Origin of the sequence: Streptomyces sp. NPDC088732, from assembly GCF_044751205.1 — a bacterium.
Classification (GTDB): domain Bacteria; phylum Actinomycetota; class Actinomycetes; order Streptomycetales; family Streptomycetaceae; genus Actinacidiphila.
Window position 1 is genome coordinate 1 of record NZ_JBIVLI010000049.1, and the last position, 17,947, is coordinate 17,947.

The window sequence follows — 17,947 nt, forward strand, 5'->3', positions numbered from 1 at the left end:
ATGCACCGCACCTGGGGGTACCCCCAGCGGTAGCTGGGGGAGCCGCGGGACCCGCCCTCCGGGCGGCCGGCGCTACTTTCGAAACACGCCCTGGGAGGACTCTACGACGGCCCCGGTCCGCGCCGCGTAGCAGCGGATCGGCACCATCCGCCCCTGCCCCCAGCGCTGTTCGAGCTCGGACAGCAACTCCCACCCCAGGCGCTCGTACAGCGCGACCGCCGCCGTGTCGGAGGCCACCACGTCGAGCACCGGGTGCAGGCCGAGCCGCCGGGCCTCCCGCTCGGCCCGGCCGAGCAGCAGCGCGCCGAGCCCGTGCCCCCTCGCCCCCGGGTCGACGAACAGCCGGCTCACCACCGCTGTCCCCTCGCGGCCGGTACCGCTCCGGTCGCCCCACAGCCCGGGGGCCGTGTCCCCCTCCGCGGGGCGGGAGAGGCCGACATGGCCGGCGAGGCGGCCGTCGAGGACGGCGACCCAGGCCCCCAGCCCGGTGGCCCGTGCGACCCAGTCGCCCGGGCGGTCCGGCCAGTCGACCGGGTAGCCGTCGCTGTGATGCACCCGCGCGAGGACCCGGACGCACTCCTCGACATCGCCGTCCGTCCTGGGCCGGACCGCGCGGTCCGGCCGCCCGCCGCGCGCCGCGGTGCTCTCGGTGCTCTCGGTGGTCATGCGGGAATGGAATCACGAGTCGCCGCGTCAGGTACGGCTCGGCTCCGGCTCTGGAGCGGGGAGACGCGCTGCCGCGCCGCGCGGGAGCAGCAGGGGTGTCGCGAGCAGGAGCACACCGGCCAGGCCGACGGCCGTACGCGGGCCGAGCAGGGCACCCAGCACACCCCAGACGGCCGTCAGAAGCGCCGTCGACGCCTTGGTCGTCACCGCCCAGGCGGACAGCGTGCGGGCGACCCGGTCGCTCGCGGTGCGTTCGAGGCGGGAGGTGGCGTACACGGGGTTGAAGACCCCGCAGCAGAAAATGAGCCCCAACTCTATGCCGATCACCAGCAGCAGCCCTCCGGTGCCGGGCCCCACAAAGGTCAGGCCGACGGGCCAGAGCGCGCGCAGCGCCCCGGCCGCGACAAGGACCCGGTGCCAGCCCCACCGGTCGACGAGCGGCCGGGCCAGCCGCGAGCCGAGCAGCCCGCCGATCGAGGGCGCCGCGAAGGCGAGTCCGTAACTCCACGGCGTGAACCCGAGCCGGCCGAGCATCAGGACGGCGAGCAGCGGCTGGGTCGCCATCACCAGGCCGTTGAAGAGCGCGGTGTTGAGGAACAGCGGACGCAGTACCGCGTCGGCGAGGATGTACCGCCAGCCGTCGAGCAGGTCCCGCGCCCGCATGCGCGCCCCCTCCCGGTGCGCGGGCCGCGGCTCGTGCCCGCCCGTGGCGCGGATGCCCAGGGCCGACAGCAGGTAGCTGACCGCGTCGGCCACGACCGTCGCCATCGGACCGAGCAGGCCGATCGCCGCGCCGCCCAGCGGCGGTCCCACGATCGTGGTCGTCCAGGCCGTGGACTCGAACCGGGCGTTGGCGACGAGCAGGTCCCCGGCCGGCAGCAGCGTCTTCAGGTACGCGCCGGAGGCGGCACGGAAGGTGATGTCGGCGGCCGCGACCACGACCGAGACCAGCAGGAGCTGAAGGAAGGTGAGCACGCCGAGCGCGAACGCGGCCGGGATCGTCAGCAGCGCCGCGCACCGCACCAGGTCCGCCGCGATCAGCACCGGCCGCTTGCGGCGGAACTCCACCCACGGCCCGAGCGGCACCGCCACCACGGCACCCACCGCCGCGCCGGCGGACGCGAGCGCGGCGACCTCGGCCGACCCGGCGTGCAGGACCTGGATCGCGATCAGCGGGAACGCGCCGAAGGCGAGCCACGTGCCGAGCGCGCTGGTCCCGTACGCCGCCCACAGCCACCCGAACGGCCGCCCCAGCCGGTGCCCGCTTCTCATGCCCGACGCCCTCCACCCCTCGCCCGCACCACGCGATCCGCGGTCGCCAGCATCAAAGCGAACGGCGTACCGGGGGATCAAACAACCGTCGGACCACCGGACACAACCAATGGTTGTGACCTTAGGGTGTCGGCATGGACCTCGACACCGTACGGACCTTCGTCGCCGTCGCCGAGGCGGGGCAGTTCCAGGAGGCCGCCGCCGGACTCGCGGTCACCCAGCAGGCCGTCTCCAAGCGCGTCGCCGCGCTGGAACGCGACCTCGGCGTGCGGCTGTTCACCCGTACCCCGCGCGGTGCCGAGCTCACCATCGACGGGCAGGCGTTCCTGCCCCACGCGCGTGAACTGCTGCGCGTCGCCGAGCGCGCGGCCTCGTCCGTGCGCACCGGCCGCCGCCCGCTGCGGGTCGACATCCTCGCCTCGCGCGGCGCGGCGTCGGGCCTGATGCGCGGCTTCCACCGCGCACGGCCCGAGATCGAACTCGACGTGGTGATGCTGCCCGACATCGACAGGGCGGTCGCCGCCGTCCGGTCCGGCGAGATCGACGCCTCCTTCCGCGCCGTCGCCTCGCCCGGCAGGCCGCTCCCCGAGGACATCGCATCCGTGCGGGTGCACGACGAGCCACTGGAACTGCTGACCGGCCCCGGCCACGCGCTCGCGGACGTGGCGTCGGTGACGGTCCATCAGCTCGCCGGGCACCGCATCTGGATGCCCGGCGTCGTCCCCGGGACCGAGTGGGCCGCCTACTACGACGCCCTCGTCGCCGAGTTCGGCCTCACCATCGAGACGACCGGCCCCAACTTCGGCTCCGACGCGCTGCTGGACACCGTGGCCGGCACCCCGGCACTGGCCACCTTCATCGGCGCGGGCATGCTCCCCCAGTCACCGACCGGAGCCGACCCCACCGGCTGGCCCGCCGGCCACGGCCTGCGCCGCATCCCCGTGACCGACCCGACGCCCGTCTACCCGCACTCGCTCCTCTGGCACCGCGACAACCCCCACCCGGCGCTGGCCACCCTCCGCGCCCATCTGGCCACCACCGCGACCGGCCCCGACGCCGCCGGAACCTGGCGGCCGGACTGGGTGCTTCCGCGCTGAACGCCGCCGCAATCACGCGTCGCCTTCGAGGAACGCGTCGACCCGGACGTCCAGCCAGGCGAGACAACCCCAGATCAGCACGGCCAGCGCCGCCGCGGCCGCCCCGCCCGACACCGCCGTCCGCGCACGCGTACCGGCCCGTCGCCGGAGCACACCGCTCGCCACCGCCCACACCGCCAGCGTGACCGCGGGCAACCCGACCAGCATGAACGGCAGTTCCACATACAGCAGGCTCCAGTCCCGTCGGCCTTCGAAACCCCCCTGAAGAGCCGGACGGGCACCCTGCAGCCACACCCCGAGCCCGACACACGCACTGGCAGCCGCCACGAGGCAGCCCACGGCACCCATGGGTTCTCTTCGCTCTCTCATGCCCCCACCGACGCACACTGCCCAACGCGCAGTTCCCGCGCCGCGCCGCCGACTCGGCGCCGGACCGCCCAGTGGCCCCAGCGTTCCGCCCGCACGGCGCGAGGTGCCGAGCGGCAGGCGAGACGGAAGATCGCGAATCCCGCTCCCGCCACGGCGCCAGGGGCTAGGGTCGCGGCTATGGCCGAGACCGACGCCCTCAGCGCCACCCGCGAGGCCTACGACGCGGTTGCCGCGCTGTACGCGGAACGGTTCCGCGACGAGCTGCGCAACAGGCCCCTGGACCGCGCCGCCCTGCGCGCCTTCGCCGAGACCGTGCGCGCGAGCGGCGACGGCCAGGTCGCCGATCTGGGGTGCGGACCCGGCCATGTCACGGCCCACCTGCACGCATTGGGCCTGCCGGTGTTCGGCGTCGACGCCTCCGCCGCGATGGTCGCGTCGGCGCGCCGGTCCTATCCGGACCTGCGGTTCGACGTGGGCTCGATGACCGCGCTGGACATCGGCGACGGCGCACTGGGCGGCGTGCTCTCACGGTGGTCCGTCATCCACACCCCGCCGCACGAACTCGCCCCTGTCCTGGCGGAGTTCCACCGCGTGCTGGCACCGGGCGGTCATCTGCTGCTGGGTTTCTCGGCCAGCGAGGACGCGGCCCACCCGACGCAGGTCTTCGACCACGCGGTCGCACCGGCCTATCGGTGGTGGCCCGATCATCTGGCGGCGATGCTGCGCCGGTCCGGACTGGCCGAGGTGGCCCGGATCGTCCGTGAGCCGCAGCCGGCCGATCTTCGGCAGTTCCGCGAGGTCCACCTGCTCGCCCGCAAGGCCCCGACGCGGCCCGCCTGACCGGCGGCGGGACCGCGGGCCTGTTGCGTTGCCGTTTCGCGACCTTACGGGCTCAGGGCGGTCTCATTCCGGAAGCAGGCTGGAGGGCCTGTCCATCCAAGGGCTCCGTGACGCGCGCTGATTCGGCGGCAGCGCGTTCTGCGCGCGAGCGGACCCCCTGAACGAATCGATCGTACGGTTGTCCGATGCATGAACCGCAGTCGCGCCATGCCGCCCTCCCCGGCCGGCAGCGGCGTCGCAGACACACCACGCTGGGCGCGGCGATGATCGTCGTGGTGGCCGCGGCGACGGCCTACCTGGTGTCGAGGCCCGGCGAAGCCCCTACCGACAACGCCGCTCCGCCGCAGCTCAAGTCCTCGGCACTCCCCCGAACTTCCGCCACCGCACCCCCCGCCCGCCACCGCGAACCCGGCACGGTCACCCTCGCCTTCGCCGGTGACGTCCACTTCACGCAGCGCACGGCGCCGCGGCTGGATGCCGACCCCGCCCTCGGCCCGCTGTCCCCCGTGCTGTCGGCCGCCGACTTCGCCATGGTCAACCTGGAGTCGGCGATCACCACCCGCGGGACGCCGGAGCCGAAGCTCTACCACTTCAGGACACCGCCGCGGGCGCTGGACGCGCTGCGCCGCTCGGGCATCGACGCGGTCACCATGGCCAACAACCACGCGGTCGACTACGGCCCCGAGGGGCTGGCCGACACCCTCTCCGCCGCACACGACTCGCCGATCCCCGTGCTGGGCATCGGCGCGAACGACACCGAGGCCTACCGGCCGTACGTCACCGAGGTCAACGGTGTGCGCCTGGCCGTGCTCGCCGCCAGTCAGATCCAGGACCTCACCAACGCCACGTTCCGTGCGGGGCCGGAGCGTCCCGGGATCGCCTCGGCTCTGGACCGGTCGCGGCTCGTGAGCGCGGTCCGCGCGGCACGGGCACGCGCCGATGTCGTCGTGGTCTACCTGCACTGGGGCACCGAGGGGCAGAGCTGTCCCGGACCCGAGCAGCGCTCCATCGCCGCCGACTTGTCCGCCGCGGGCGCCACGGCGGTGGTCGGCACCCACGCCCACGTCATGCTCGGCTCCGGCATGCTCGGACCGACCTACGTGGCCTACGGCCTCGGCAACTTCCTCTGGTACGGCTCCTCTCCGTACCCGCACTCGGACGAGACCGGCGTGACGACCCTCACGGTGACGCACGGCTCGGTCACGGCCGCCGACTTCACTCCCGCGCTCGTGGACGGCCACGGCGTACCGGAGCCGCGGACCGGCGCCGCGGCGCAGAGCATCAGCGACCGCTACGAGCAGCTGCGGCAGTGCACGGGACTCACGCCGGCTCCCCGGCAGCAGGGCCGTTGACGGCCCTCAGCCCCCGGTCCGGGTCCCGGTCATGATCAGCGGCGCGTCCCGCGAGACCGGGCGGAATCCGACCCCGTAGTACAGCTCCCGCGCCTGGGGACGGCCCGGTGCGCCCAGGCAGGCCACCGTCATGTGGGCGGCCCCGGCCGCCCGCGCCAGACGCATCCCGTGCAGCAGCATCGCCCGCGCCAGGCCCCGCCGCCGGTAACCGGGGTGCGTCCCGACCGGCTCGAACTCGGCGGTCCTGTTCACCCCGTCGAGCCACATGATCGTCGAGGACGCCATCGTCCCGTCCGGGGCCTCCACCAGGAGGTGCAGGTCGCCGCGGTACGAAGCCGTCCGCCGGACGCCTTCGTAGCCCTCGGCGCTGTACGTCGAGGGGGCCCAGGCGTCCACATGGGCCTGGACCGCGGCGTCCGGCCCGGCCTCCTCAGCGGTGCGGAACCGGAATCCGTCCGGCAGCACCGGCTGCTCCACGTGGTCGAGGCCGCGCTCGTTGAGCTGGGTCCAGGACCCGGCGTCGCCGAGCGCGGCCGGGTCGGTCACGTAGCCGTGCGCGGCCCATCGATTCAGGGCGAACTCGTCGGCGGCGCCCGGCATCACCGTGCGCTCGATGTCGCCCGCCGTGGCGTCGTACCAGTCGATCACCTCGTCCACCAGGCCCGCGTGGCCGGGATCGACCTGGTACGACAGACAGGCGTCGGTGATGTCGCTGACCGACCCGTCGCTCCGCCGCACCTGGCGCGGGAGACGGGCCCAGCCCCAGGCCACCAGGTCCCCGCCGGAGAACCACAGCCGGCACGGCCAGCTCGCACCCTCCGTGCGGTGCCCCTTGCCCCAGTTCCAGGCCAGCTCGCCGAAGGTGGCGTCGCTGTTCACCAGGTCCGGGCGCACGGCCGTGACACGCTGTGCCAGAGCCTGCATGCGCTGTACGTCCGCGGCGGTCAGCAGCTGCGAGTTCGCCATGGTGCGTCACTGTGCCAGCGGGCCGCGGAGCCGTCGAACCGTTTTCCGGTCCCGCCGGTCAGCGGACTGACGCCGCGTGGGTCCCGTCGCCGAACGAGGTGCGGGCGAACCAGGTCCGCGTCTCGTCCTCGGACAGGACGCGGGTCAGCTCGGCCGTGCCCGGGAGCAGCGGGAAGAACCGGTCGGCGTTCCAACTGCGCCGGTACATCGGCTCGTCGAGGACGAGCAGGCGCCGCCCCTCCACCACCGGGACGTCGTCGGGCAGCCCCTCGTTCCAGATCCGCTCGCCGTCCGGGGCGAGGAGTTCGAAGGCACCGGTCGCAACGGTCTCGGTGCGTCCTCGTGCGGGCCGCGGGTCCGTGGCCAAGCGGACGCTCTCCGCCGAAGGCGCCGTGCCCGGCACGTGGCCGCCGCCGACGAGGACATGGGCGAGCAGCGTGTGCAACTGGAAGTTGTCCGCGATACCGCCGATACGCACCTCGAAGCCGGTCCCGGCGGGTCTGTGCAGCACCAGCAGGGGCTCGTCGTCCAGGACCGCGAGCGCGTACACCAGGCACTTCAGGTCGTGGCATTCCAGGGCCGCGAGTTCGCGAGCGGCCGGAAGCAGCCCGGCGGAGTGCAGGCGGCGCATCTCGGCGCTGCGGCACAGCACGGCCAGCGCGGGCGGCTGCCACTCCTCGACCGAGCACCAGGCCAGTGCCAGCCGGGTGGCCTCGTGCGGGTCGCCGCCCAGGCGGGCCAGGAGGGCGTCGTCGATGATCTTCTGGTCCGGCTCGGGCAGTTCGTCGCCGGTCGCTCCGGTGGCGGTCCAGCGCCGGGCGAACTCCAGGGCGTCGCGCAGGTCCTGGTGGACCCCGCCGAGGATCGGCTCCGCACAGGCCGCCGGATCGGCCCCGCTCTCGACGCAGAATCCGGCCGCCATCGCCAGCATCGGACGCGGGCCGGTGGGCGGGAAGGCCGGGAGCAGCGCGGCCAACCGGGGCCCCGCAAGGACGCGTTCGGCCTCCTGGGACGACTGCAGAGTGTTGATCGTGGCTATGAAGGCACGCTCGGTGCGGGCACCGTCGCGGGCCGCCACGCCCTGCTCGAGCTCGGACACGACATCGGCGAGGCCGGGGGCCTCCCGCTTCCTCTTGAAGATCACCGGAACACCTTAGCGACGGGCTCCGACAGCCGCCGCTCAGCCGTCGAGCGGCCACCTCCTGCACGCGGGTGACCGCTCGACAGACGCCCGGCAGCGGCGTCAGTGGTGGTGACCGGAGCGGCCGAGGGTCTCGACGGGAGTCGCGCCCGGCCTCGACCACTGCGGCACGGGGCGGCTGGTCGGGCCCCAGGTCGCCTTCCCCTCCGCGTCCGAGCGCCAGTACCAGCACGCGGCGAACCCCGCGGGCCGGCCCTCGGGGTTGTCCTCCCACGCCTCGCCTCGGCCGTACGGCGTCATGTCGAGCAGGCCGAAGGACCCGTTGACAGGCTCGTTGCCGCGGCCCGTCGTGGAGTACGTGAGGAACACGCGGTCGCCGTCGCGCAGGAAGCTGGTCAGACAGCCCATGGGGCCCCCGATCGGCGCGTCCACGCCGCGCACCGAGTACCAGGGCTGGGTGTAGCCCATGAAGTCGACGTAGGGCGCCACTTCCTCCCAGCGGCCGGTGGTGAGGATCGCGAACGAGACGCCGCGCGCGTTGAGGTAGACGGCGTCCTTCAGGTGCCAGGCCGTGGTGGTGCAGCCCTCGCACTGCCCCTGGTGCGGCGCGCCGTCGTGCCACATGTGCTTGTAGACCACGAGCTCGTCGCGCCCCTCGAAAAGGTCCAGGAACGCCACCGGGCCGTCCGCTCCGACGACCTCGGCCGTCCCGTCGAACTCCACCATCGGCAGTGCTCGGCGGGCCGCGGCGATCGCGTCGCCCTCGTGCGTGTGGGCCTTCTCGCGGACGAGCAGTGCGTCACGCGCCGCCTGCCAGGTCGCCAGGTCGACGACCGGCGGCCGGCCGGGAAGCGCGGTGGCCGGGTCACTCGGCGTGGTCGTCATGGTGTCCTCCGTGGTGTGTGGTGCGTCGGCGTCCAGTGCCGGTCACCACAACAGACTCCCGCCGGGGCCGGAACTCATCGGGCCGGGCACGGGGGAACGAATCCGGGCGCGGCCTGGGAGGGACGCCCCGTCCAGTCGTGCGCGGACGGCCGCAGCAGCGGGGGACGTCATCGCTCAGGCGGGTGGTGTCCCCCAATCGAACGAGTTTGAGAACCGCGTGCCGCGGCCCGCGCCCCCGAGCCGCCTCACTAGAACATACGTTCATGAAATGTCCCCGGGAGCAGCCGTAACGGGACCCGATCCGGCGCGTTTTTAGAGCACCAGTGCCACATCGCCGCCCAGATGGAGGACGCCATGCATCCCGTACCCGCTCCCGCGTCTCAGCCCTCCGGATTCGAACAGCGGCGGCGGCCCGTCGCGGACGCGCTCACCCTCGCCGCGGCAGGACCGGATGCGGGGTGGGCGGCATGAGCGAGCCCGCAGAGCCCGCGGAGCCGGCGGCCGGCCGCGTCCCGGGACCGCGGACCGACCCGCTCCCCCTGCCGCCCCCTCCGGCGGCGGCCGCCGGCCGGCAGGACGGCGACCACGACGGCGACATGACCGAGAACATGGAGGAGGCCTACTGGTCGGTGCACGACGGCGCCGCCGCCAGTGCCAGCGTGCGCCAGGTCCTCGTCCGCCTGCCGAAGATCACCGCGCTGATCGGGCGGCTCGCCTGGCAGGCCGACCGCGCCGCCACCACGACGGTCGTCGTCTGCCAGCTCGCGTCCGCCGCCATGAGCGCCTTCGGCCTGCTCGCCTCGGTCGCCGTCCTGCACCACCTGTTCGCCGAGGGCCCCACCCCCGACCGGGTGCGCGCCGCCCTCCCGCAGATCCTGCTCGTGGTCGGCTTCCTCGCCACCCGTGCGCTGCTGGAGGCGGCCGTCGCGACCGCCCAGGCGCGCGTGACCCCCAAGATCCGCACCGCGCTCGAGTGCGACTTCCTCCGGCTGACCGCGCACGTGCGGCTGGAGGCCGTCGAGGACGCCGACTGGCACGACGAGGTCCACCGGGCGAACGACCGCGGCCTGTTCTACGCCCGCCAGATCGTCGGCCAGGTCGTCTCCCTCGCCTCCGCCGCCCTGGGCCTGGCCGGGACCGCCGGAGTGCTCAGCGTCCTGCACCCCGTGCTGCTGCCCCTGCTCCTGCTGTCCGTCCTGCCGGTGGGCGCGGCCGCCGTCCGCAGCGCCCGCGCCCGCTTCCACTCCTTCAAGCGCTGGAACGCCCTGCAACGCCGGATCAGGGTGTTCTCCTGGCTGCTGCTCGACGTGGAGGCGGCGGCGGAGCTGCGCTCGGACACCGCGCAAGGCGCGCTCCTGGACGAGCACTTGAGGCTGACCGAAAAAATCGCGGAGGAGGACACACGGCTGGGGGTGCACTCCGCGCTGCTCAACCTGGCGGGCCGTTCCGTGGGCGGTCTGGGCACCGGCATCACCTACACCGCCCTCGCCGCGATGCTGATCGCCGGATGGCTGCCCCTGGCGGCGGGCGCCGGCGCCGTCCTCGCCATCCAGGCCGGGCAGGCCTCACTGATCCGGCTCGTCGAGGTCGCCCACCTCGTCTACGAGCAGGCCATGTGGGTCGACGACCTCCTCGCCGTCCAGGAACGCTGCCGCAGGCTCCTGCCCCGCGAGGCCCGACTGGCCGCGCCGGACCGCGTGGAGACCATCGCCTTGCGCGACGTGCACTTCACCTACCCGGGCAAGACCGCGCCCGCCCTCAACGGCATCACCATGGCACTGCGCGCCGGGGAGACCGTGGCGTTCGTCGGCCTCAACGGCTCGGGGAAGAGCACCTGCGCGAAACTCCTGGCCGGGCTGTACGAGGCGCACAGCGGCAGCGTGTGCTGGGACGGCGTCGACGTCCGCACGATGGACTCCCAGTCGCTGCACCGCCAAGTGGCCTGCGTCCTCCAGGACCCGGCCCGCTTCCCCTTCAGCGCCCTGGCCAACATCACCGTCTCCACCGGCGAGTTGACCACGGCCGACCCGCAGCGCGCCATGGACGCCTCCCGGGCCTCCGGCGCCGACACCGTCATCGCCGACCTGCCCCGCCAGTGGCAGACGCTGCTGTCCAAGCGGTTCAAGGGCGGCCAGGAGCTGTCCGGCGGGCAGTGGGCGAAGGTCGCGGTGGGCCGCGGCCTGTACAAGAAGGCCCCGCTGCTGCTCCTCGACGAGCCGACCGCCAGCATGGACCCGCCGTCGGAACACGCCGTGTACGAGGCGGTGCTGCGCGGCCGGCTCCGCGACGACCAGATCACCGTGCTCATCTCGCACCGGTTGGCGAGCGTCGTCGACTGCGACCGCATCTACGTCTTCGACGCCGGCCGCATCGTCGAGTCCGGCTCCCACGACGACCTCATGGCCGTCGGCGGCGTCTACGCCGGCATGTTCACCCTGCAGGCCGGCGGCTACCGGCCGCGCACCACCCCGACGCGGACGGAGGGGGTGACGCCGTGACGGCGGGAAGTTCCGCGCCCGTGCCGGACCGGGGGTCGCCGGCCGCCACGGGGGAGGTGAGCGCCGGCGGAACCGCGTTCACGTCGACCCGCGAGGAGCGATCCGTGGCACACACCCGGGCCCAGTGGTCCCGGCTCCACGACGACGGGCGCGGATTCAGGTCGCTGGGCGACGAGGAGAAACGCCTGCTCGCCCGGCATGCCCCGGCGCGCGCGGCTGGTGGGCGGGCGCTGGACGTGGGCTGCGGCACGGGCGAACTCGCCGTGTTCCTGGCCTCCATGGGCCACACCGTGGACGCGGCGGACTTCGCCGAGGGCGCCCTCGCCCGGGCCAGGGCGGAGCACGCCGACGTGGGCGCGGTGCGCTGGCTGTGCCTCGACGTCGAGCACGACAGCCTGGACGGGCTGGCGGAGGACTACGACCTGATCACGATGCGGCTGGCCGTCGCCTTCATCCACGACCGGACCCGTGTGCTGCGCCGCCTGGCCGCGCGCCTGCGGAAGGGCGGTGCCCTCGTGGTCATGAGCCCGGTCGCGGAACGCACACCGGCCGAACGGCGGCACATCGCCCTGGACGAGGACGAGTTGACGCTGCTCACCGAAGGCTTCGAGGAGTCCGGGCGGCATGACACCGGGTCCCTGGCGGTCCTCGTACTGCGCGCTCCTCGTGCTTCGTTCACCGCGGTCGAGAAGGGACGTCCCGAGCCGCAGACGGTGTTCGGCGCCGCGACGGTCGTCAGCGACGATGCCGGGCGGGTGCTCCTGGGGCGTTCCACCGGAGGGATGTGGGAACTGCCCGGGGGCCGGATCGAGACACGGGAGTCCGCGACAGCCGCGGCCGTGCGGGAACTGGCCGAGGAGACGGGGCTTCTGGCCTGTGAGGAGAACGCATGCCTGCTGATGTTTCTCCACGACGATGTGGCGGACGTGCGCCGCGTCACCGCCGTGGTCCGCGTGACCGGCTGGGAGGGCACGCTCGCCCTGCCGGAACCGCACGGGTTCCTGCGCTGGGAATGGCACGAACTCCCCGCCCTTGCCGGGATCGGCCCCCTTTTCGCCCCGTCGGCCCAGGTTCTCGACGCGGTCTGGCCGGGGCTGCTGCCCGGGCTCCCGTCCGTCCGCTCGTACAGACTGGCCGACGCTCCCCCGCCGGTGCCCTGTGAGCCACCCCGGGCCGCATGTCTGCGCGAGCGGATGGCGGACGCCGTCGGCTTCCTCTCCCGCCTCCCCGCCGACGCCCGGGACCGTATCCCGTGACCGGGCACCGCAACATCCCCCTTCCTCCAGGAGGACACATGAGCGGAACCTGGCTGCCGCCGGTGCAGTACGTCGCCCAACTGCCCAAAGCCACCGTCTACGGCTGCTTCTTCATCACCGATGAGGAGGACCGGCCGATCCAGTTGCGCTCCGTCCGGAGCCCGACGACGTGGCAGTGGCCCGGCGGCAACATGGATCCGGGCGAGACGCCCTGGGAGTGCACCGTCCGGGAGGGACTGGAGGAGACGGGCCTGGAGATCGCGCGGACACCGCGTCTGCTGGGCATCCATGTCCTGATGCCGCGTCCGGACTGGCCCGCCCACAAGATCGGTCTCATCTTCGACGGCGGCCGGCTCACCCCGGAGCAGATCGCCGGCATCGTGCTGGACCCGGCCGAGCACGTCGAGCTCCGTGTGCGGTCGTTGGAGGAGTGGCGGAGGGAGATGAACGACGCCGCTTTCCGGTACCTGGAGGCCGTCTTCCGGGCACGGCGCGACGGCATCCCCTGCTACCACGAGGAGCCCGAGGCCTGAGGTCCGCGCCGGCCGCGCGGCCCGGTGCGCGGACAAGGGCCGCGCCCGCGGTCCCGGTGGGGGTCGCGGGCGCGGCGGCGAACCGGGCACCTGCTCCGCGGGCTACGTCCTGGCGGAAGGTCCGGCGGGGGATGCGTAGCGAGCGCCGCCCGGGGGCGGCGCCTCTGCCGAGGTCGGCACCGGTACGGACTGCTCCCCTACGGGCTGGCAACGCGGGCACAGTTCATGGCGGCCGAGGTCGGTGATGATGGTTCCCCATCCGCGACAGTGGGTGCAGTCGCGGGCCAGAGCGGGATCGGCGTGGGGAGCGGGGCTTGCCCCGTGGGTCATACGGCGCTTCCTCCGATGCGTTTCTTGTGTCGCCTTGCATCATGTGTACGTGATCCGCACCACACCCGCCAAATACGCGTTCGACGGCTGTACGTCGATCCGTATCCGGTCGGCCGCGAGCGCAGCGCGGCGGCGCGGGAAGTCTGCCACGAACGAGCGCCATTTGTCCGGGGTGCGGACGGCGCCGTGCGGACCGGCGATGCGCCGGACGGCACTCACCACAGGGCGGCAACGAAAGATCCCGCAGGTGGCGCGGGAGGGAGGAAGGGCGGAGTACCCCGGCGCGCACCCGTGGTGGTCACGGGTGCGCGCCGGGGCGGGCGCTCAGTGCGGCTTGGGCGCCGGCTCCAGGACGAAGACCGGGATCTCACGGTCGGTCTTCGTCTGGTACCCCGCGTAGTCGGGCCACGTCGCGATCGCGCGCTCCCACCACTCCGCCTTCTCCTGGCCGGTGACCTCCCGCGCCGTCATGTCCTGGCGCACCGGTCCGTCCTGGAGCTCGACCCGGGGGTCCGCCATCAGGTTGTGGTACCAGACCGGGTGCTTCGGGGCGCCGCCCTGGGACGCGACCACGGCGTAGCTCCCGTCGTGCTCCACGCGCATCAGCGGGGTCTTGCGGATCTTGCCGGACTTCGCGCCGAGCGACGTCAGGATGATCACGGGACGGCCGCGCAGCATCGTCCCCTCGGCACCTTCCGAACCCTCGTACAGCTCGACCTGATCACGGACCCACTGCTCCGGGCTCGGCTGGTACTCCCCGACCAAAGGCACGCCGTTCTCCATTCTCCGAGTGAAACTGTCGACGCACCAACACCGTGCGCCATCGCGCGCATTCCCTGCCGCACCACCCGCCACACGCCGTTCACACCGCCCGTCAGCCGGACGGCGGCGGACGGCGGCGGACGGCGGCGGACGGCGGCGGACGGCGGCGGGCGCCTCAGCCCGCCGGGGCCGGGGCGGCGGGACCGACCAGTTCCTCCAGGACGTCCTCCATGGTCACGTAGCCCAGGAGCGCCCCGTCCGCGTCGGTCACGGCGGCGAGGTGGGTGCCGGCCGAACGCAGGGCGGAGAGGGTGTCGTCCAGGGGCGTGGTGGACCGCAGCCGGATGACGGGCCGGAGCGCGGTGCGGGGGAAGGGGCGGTCGCGGTCGGTGACGCCGAGGGTGTCCTTGATGTGCAGGAAGCCCAGGGCGTCCCCGTCGGGGCCGGTGACCGGCAGTCGTGAGTAGCCGGAGGAGGCGGCCAGCCGCTCCAGTCCGTCCGGGGTGACCGCGGCATCGACGGTGACCATGCGGTCGGCGGGTACAAGGATGCCGCCGACCGGCCGCGTGCCCAGTTCCAGGGCGTCGCGGAGCCGTTCGGTGCCCGAGGCGTCGAGCAGCCCGGCGGCATTGGAGTCCTGCACCAGGCGGGCGAGTTCGTCGTCGGTGAAGGCGGCGTTGACCTCGTTGCGCGGCTCGACGCGGAGCAGCCGCAGCAGCGTGTTGGCGAAGGCGTTGATGCCGAAGATCACCGGCCGCAGGGCGCGGGTCACGCCGACCAGCGGCGGCCCGAGGACCAGCGCGGCGCGCTCGGGCGCGGCCAGCGCGATGTTCTTGGGGACCATTTCGCCGAAGAGCATGTGCAGGTACGTGGCCCCGGCGAGCGCGATGACGAACGCGATCGGGTGGACGAGCCCGTGCGGCACGTGCGCGGCCTCGAAGCCCGGCTCCAGCAGATGGGCGATGGCCGGCTCGGCGACCGCGCCCAGCACCAGCGAGGAGACGGTGATGCCGAGCTGGGCCGTGGCCAGGAGCGCCGACAGGTGCTCCAGGCCCCACACGACGGTGCGGGCCCGCTTGTCACCGGCCTCGGCCCGCGGCTCGACCTGGCTGCGCCGCACCGAGATCAGGGCGAACTCGCCGCCCACGAAGAAGGCGTTGGTGAGCAGGGTCAGGGCGCCGATGGCGAGTTGCAGTACGGTCATCGCACGTCCTCCGGAATGCGCGCGACACGGACCCGCTCGGCCACGTGGTGGTCGACGCTCAGGACGCTGATGCGCCAGCCGTCGACCTCCGTCTGGTCGCCGCGGGCGGGTATGCGGCCGAGCGAGGTGGCCATCAGCCCGGCCACGGTCTCGTAAGGGCCCTCGGCGACGGTGAGGCCGATCTCGGCGAGCTGGTCGATGCGGACGTTGCCGTCGGCCTCCCACGCGCCGTCGCCGGACGGCGCCAGGTCGGGGCATGCCTGCGGGTCGTGCTCGTCGCGGACGTCGCCCACGACCTCCTCCACGACGTCCTCCACGGTGACGACGCCGGCGGTGCCGCCGTACTCGTCGATGACCACGGCCATGGTGCGGCGGCTGCGCAGGCGTTCCAGGAGCCGGTCGACGGGCAGGCTGTCGGGCACCAGCAGCGGCGCGGTGGCCAGGGCGGTGACCGGGGTGCGGCCCCGCTCGGCGGCGGGGAGGGCGAGGACGTCGCGGATGTGCACGGTGCCGACGACCTCGTCGATGCTGTCCTGGTAGACCGGGAAGCGGGACAGGCCGGTGGCCAGGGTGAGGTTGGCGGCGTCGGCGGCGGTGGCACGGGCCTCCAGGGCACGGACGTCCACGCGCGGGGTCATGACGTTCTCGGCGGTCAGCTCGCTCAGGTGCAGGGTGCGCACGAACAGCTCCGCGGAGTCCGGCTCCAGCAGGCCCGCGGCCGCCGAGTGGCGGGCCAGCGCCATCAGCTCGTCGGGGGTGCGGGCGGAGGCCAGTTCCTCGGCGGGTTCGAGACCGAAGCGGCGCACGAGGCGGTTGGCCGCCTCGTTGAGGTGCCGGATGAAGGGGCCGAAGACGGCGGTGAACCCGCGCTGCGGACCGGCCACGGCCTTGGCGACGGCCAGCGGGCGGGAGATCGCCCAGTTCTTCGGCACGAGCTCGCCGATCACCATCAGCACGATCGTGGACACGCCCACGCCGAGCACGGTCGCCAGTGAGGAGGCCGCGCCCGCGGGCAGGCCCACGGCCCGCAGCGGGCCGGTCAGCAGGACGGCGAGGGACGGTTCGGCGAGCATGCCGATGACCAGCGAGGTCACGGTGATGCCCAGCTGCGCGCCGGACAGCTGGAGGGTCAGCCGGCGTACCGCCTTGAGGGCGCCGCCGGCGCCGCGCTCACCGGCGGCCGCGGCCCGCTCCAGTTCACCGCGTTCGACCGTGGTCAGGGAGAACTCCGCCGCGACGAACACCGCGCACGCCAGGGTCAGCAGCAGCGCCAGCAGCAGGAGGAGGACTTCGGTCACCGTGTCACCCCCGCTCCCCCGCCTCGGCGGATCTCAGGAGGGATGACACGGTCGGTACTGGGAGGGTGGTCCATCGCGGGAACCGCGGCTCCTTGTCGGGCTCGGAACGGTGACGTTTCCCCCAGGGTAAAGGACGAGCAAAGGTGCCCGGTAGGGGCTGCTCGCGGTCGCCGGCCGGGCGCCGTTCACCCGTTCGCACCGCGCGGGAACTCCCCGGCCCGGCGGCACAGTTCAGAAGTCGGCCCGCAGGGGGCCGACAGATCCACAGACGAAGGAGTGAACGCCGCGATGGTGTTCAAACGGCTGCTCGGGGCGCTCGGCGTGGGCGGGCCCTCGGTCGACACGGTCCTGACCGGGGGCCCGGTCATGCCCGGCGGCACGCTGTACGGGCAGGTCCACCTGGAGGGCGGCGACACGGACGCCGACATCCACGCCGTCGTCCTCGAACTGGTCGCCCGGGTGGAGGCCGAGGGCGGGCACGGGTACGGCTACGAGGACGCGGACGGGGAGCACGAGGGCGTCGTGGTCCTCGACCGGGCGGTCGTCGGCGGCGGCTTCCGCCTGCCGGCCGGCGCACGGCACACCGTGCCGTTCTCCCTTCCGGTCCCGTGGGAGGCACCGGTCACCGAGCTGCACGGGCAGTCCCTCGGGATCGCGCTCGGCATCCGTACCGGACTGGAGGTGGCGGGCGCCCGCGACAAGGGCGACCTCGACCCGCTGAGCGTCGCGCCGCTGCCCGCCCAGGAAGCGATCCTGGAGGCCCTCGGACAGCTCGGCTTCGGCTTCACCTCGGCCGACCTGGAGATGGGCCACCTGCACGGCACGGGGCAGCGGCTGCCGTTCTACCAGGAGATCGAACTCACGCCGCCCGCGCAGTACGCGCACGCCGTCAGCGAGATCGAACTGACCTTCCTGGCCGACCCGGCGGGAGTCGAGGTCGTCCTGGAGGCCGACAAGCGCGGCGGCCTCTTCTCCGAGGGACACGACCAGATCGGCCGTTTCACCGTCGACCACGCGACCGTCCTCCAGGTCGACTGGACCGCGGAGGTCGACTCCTGGATCCGGCGGCTGGTCGAGCACCGCGGCGGCTTCGGTGCCCCCGCGGCGCACGGTCACGGCCACGGGTACGGACACGGGCACGACCACGGCCACCACGACGAGCACCACGGGTCCGGCATGGGCGTGGGCACCGCCGTCGCCGCGGGCGCCGCCGGGCTGGCGGCCGGTGCGGTCGGCGGCTACCTGCTCTCCGAGGCGGTCGACGAGTTCTTCGACGACGAGGACGAGAACGAGGCCGACGACAACGGCGACGACGAGGAGGACGAGGGCGGGGACGACGACTGGTCCTGAAGGGGACGCGGGAAGGGGGCGGGGGGCCCGGGCGCCCCGCCCCGGCCCCCCCCCCCCGGGGGGCGGGGGGGGGGAGGCAAGTCAGCGGTGGAGCGTTGGGACGGGCAGGGGGGGGGCGCCCACGGCGG

16 protein-coding genes are annotated in these 17,947 nt (G+C 73.6%); 7 read left to right on the forward strand and 9 right to left on the reverse strand.

Annotation, left to right across the window (positions count from 1 at the left end; genetic code table 11):
- Nucleotides 1-72: 72 nt before the first annotated feature.
- Together ACIP9H_RS41735 and ACIP9H_RS41740 are read right to left on the reverse strand one after the other, a co-directional pair.
- Nucleotides 73-666: a GNAT family N-acetyltransferase gene (locus ACIP9H_RS41735; protein ID WP_401595642.1), complete on the reverse strand. Its 594-nt coding sequence runs from the start codon at nucleotides 664-666 to the stop codon at nucleotides 73-75.
- A 27-nt stretch (nucleotides 667-693) separates the two neighbouring features.
- The gene (locus ACIP9H_RS41740; protein ID WP_401595644.1) at nucleotides 694-1,938 is read right to left on the reverse strand and encodes an MFS transporter; all 1,245 of its coding nucleotides are present in this window, start codon (nucleotides 1,936-1,938) and stop codon (nucleotides 694-696) included.
- Between the two features lie 134 nt (nucleotides 1,939-2,072).
- Here ACIP9H_RS41740 and ACIP9H_RS41745 point away from each other — a divergent pair, with 134 nt between their 5' ends.
- On the forward strand, nucleotides 2,073-3,035 hold the full coding sequence (locus tag ACIP9H_RS41745; protein ID WP_401595646.1) for a LysR family transcriptional regulator: 963 nt from the start codon (nucleotides 2,073-2,075) through the stop codon (nucleotides 3,033-3,035).
- A 12-nt stretch (nucleotides 3,036-3,047) separates the two neighbouring features.
- Here ACIP9H_RS41745 and ACIP9H_RS41750 read toward each other — a convergent pair whose 3' ends face one another.
- Nucleotides 3,048-3,257: a hypothetical protein gene (locus tag ACIP9H_RS41750; RefSeq protein WP_401595648.1), complete on the reverse strand. Its 210-nt coding sequence runs from the start codon at nucleotides 3,255-3,257 to the stop codon at nucleotides 3,048-3,050.
- Between the two features lie 324 nt (nucleotides 3,258-3,581).
- Between ACIP9H_RS41750 and ACIP9H_RS41755 the strand changes: the two genes are divergently transcribed.
- On the forward strand, nucleotides 3,582-4,244 hold the full coding sequence (locus ACIP9H_RS41755; RefSeq protein ID WP_401595651.1) for a class I SAM-dependent DNA methyltransferase: 663 nt from the start codon (nucleotides 3,582-3,584) through the stop codon (nucleotides 4,242-4,244).
- A 185-nt stretch (nucleotides 4,245-4,429) separates the two neighbouring features.
- A complete protein-coding gene (locus tag ACIP9H_RS41760; RefSeq protein ID WP_401595654.1) occupies nucleotides 4,430-5,596 on the forward strand; it encodes a CapA family protein in 1,167 nt (388 codons plus the stop codon).
- 6 nt (nucleotides 5,597-5,602) lie between these two features.
- Here the strand turns inward: ACIP9H_RS41760 and ACIP9H_RS41765 are convergent, their stop codons facing one another.
- The 3 genes from ACIP9H_RS41765 to ACIP9H_RS41775 form a co-directional block, all read right to left on the reverse strand.
- Nucleotides 5,603-6,562, reverse strand: coding sequence for a GNAT family N-acetyltransferase (locus tag ACIP9H_RS41765; protein ID WP_401595657.1), 960 nt, complete (start codon nucleotides 6,560-6,562; stop codon nucleotides 5,603-5,605).
- Nucleotides 6,563-6,620: 58 nt separating this feature from the next.
- Nucleotides 6,621-7,706 carry a hypothetical protein gene (locus ACIP9H_RS41770; RefSeq protein WP_401595659.1) on the reverse strand — a complete coding sequence of 362 codons (1,086 nt, stop codon included), beginning with the start codon at nucleotides 7,704-7,706 and terminating at the stop codon, nucleotides 6,621-6,623.
- Between the two features lie 99 nt (nucleotides 7,707-7,805).
- Nucleotides 7,806-8,588, reverse strand: coding sequence for a DUF899 domain-containing protein (locus ACIP9H_RS41775; RefSeq protein ID WP_401595662.1), 783 nt, complete (start codon nucleotides 8,586-8,588; stop codon nucleotides 7,806-7,808).
- A gap of 467 nt (nucleotides 8,589-9,055) precedes the next feature.
- Here ACIP9H_RS41775 and ACIP9H_RS41780 point away from each other — a divergent pair, with 467 nt between their 5' ends.
- From ACIP9H_RS41780 to ACIP9H_RS41790, 3 genes are all read left to right on the forward strand, one after another.
- A complete protein-coding gene (locus ACIP9H_RS41780; protein WP_401964189.1) occupies nucleotides 9,056-11,086 on the forward strand; it encodes an ABC transporter ATP-binding protein in 2,031 nt (676 codons plus the stop codon).
- A gap of 104 nt (nucleotides 11,087-11,190) precedes the next feature.
- A complete protein-coding gene (locus ACIP9H_RS41785; protein ID WP_401595666.1) occupies nucleotides 11,191-12,342 on the forward strand; it encodes a bifunctional class I SAM-dependent methyltransferase/NUDIX hydrolase in 1,152 nt (383 codons plus the stop codon).
- Nucleotides 12,343-12,380: 38 nt separating this feature from the next.
- On the forward strand, nucleotides 12,381-12,875 hold the full coding sequence (locus ACIP9H_RS41790) for an NUDIX domain-containing protein (protein ID WP_401595667.1): 495 nt from the start codon (nucleotides 12,381-12,383) through the stop codon (nucleotides 12,873-12,875).
- Nucleotides 12,876-13,529: 654 nt separating this feature from the next.
- Here the strand turns inward: ACIP9H_RS41790 and ACIP9H_RS41795 are convergent.
- The 3 genes from ACIP9H_RS41795 to ACIP9H_RS41805 all read right to left on the reverse strand — a co-directional run bounded on the left by ACIP9H_RS41795 (nucleotide 13,530) and on the right by ACIP9H_RS41805 (nucleotide 16,469).
- Nucleotides 13,530-13,976, reverse strand: coding sequence for a nitroreductase family deazaflavin-dependent oxidoreductase (locus ACIP9H_RS41795; RefSeq protein WP_401595670.1), 447 nt, complete (start codon nucleotides 13,974-13,976; stop codon nucleotides 13,530-13,532).
- A gap of 166 nt (nucleotides 13,977-14,142) precedes the next feature.
- The gene (locus tag ACIP9H_RS41800; RefSeq protein WP_401595673.1) at nucleotides 14,143-15,171 is read right to left on the reverse strand and encodes a hemolysin family protein; all 1,029 of its coding nucleotides are present in this window, start codon (nucleotides 15,169-15,171) and stop codon (nucleotides 14,143-14,145) included.
- The gene (locus ACIP9H_RS41805; protein WP_401595676.1) at nucleotides 15,168-16,469 is read right to left on the reverse strand and encodes a hemolysin family protein; all 1,302 of its coding nucleotides are present in this window, start codon (nucleotides 16,467-16,469) and stop codon (nucleotides 15,168-15,170) included. Before ACIP9H_RS41805 ends, ACIP9H_RS41800 begins: the two co-directional genes overlap by 4 nt.
- A gap of 288 nt (nucleotides 16,470-16,757) precedes the next feature.
- Here ACIP9H_RS41805 and ACIP9H_RS41810 point away from each other — a divergent pair, with 288 nt between their 5' ends.
- Complete coding sequence (locus ACIP9H_RS41810) at nucleotides 16,758-17,819, forward strand: sporulation protein (RefSeq protein WP_401595678.1); 1,062 nt, start codon at nucleotides 16,758-16,760, stop codon at nucleotides 17,817-17,819.
- The last annotated feature ends 128 nt before the right edge of the window (nucleotides 17,820-17,947 follow it).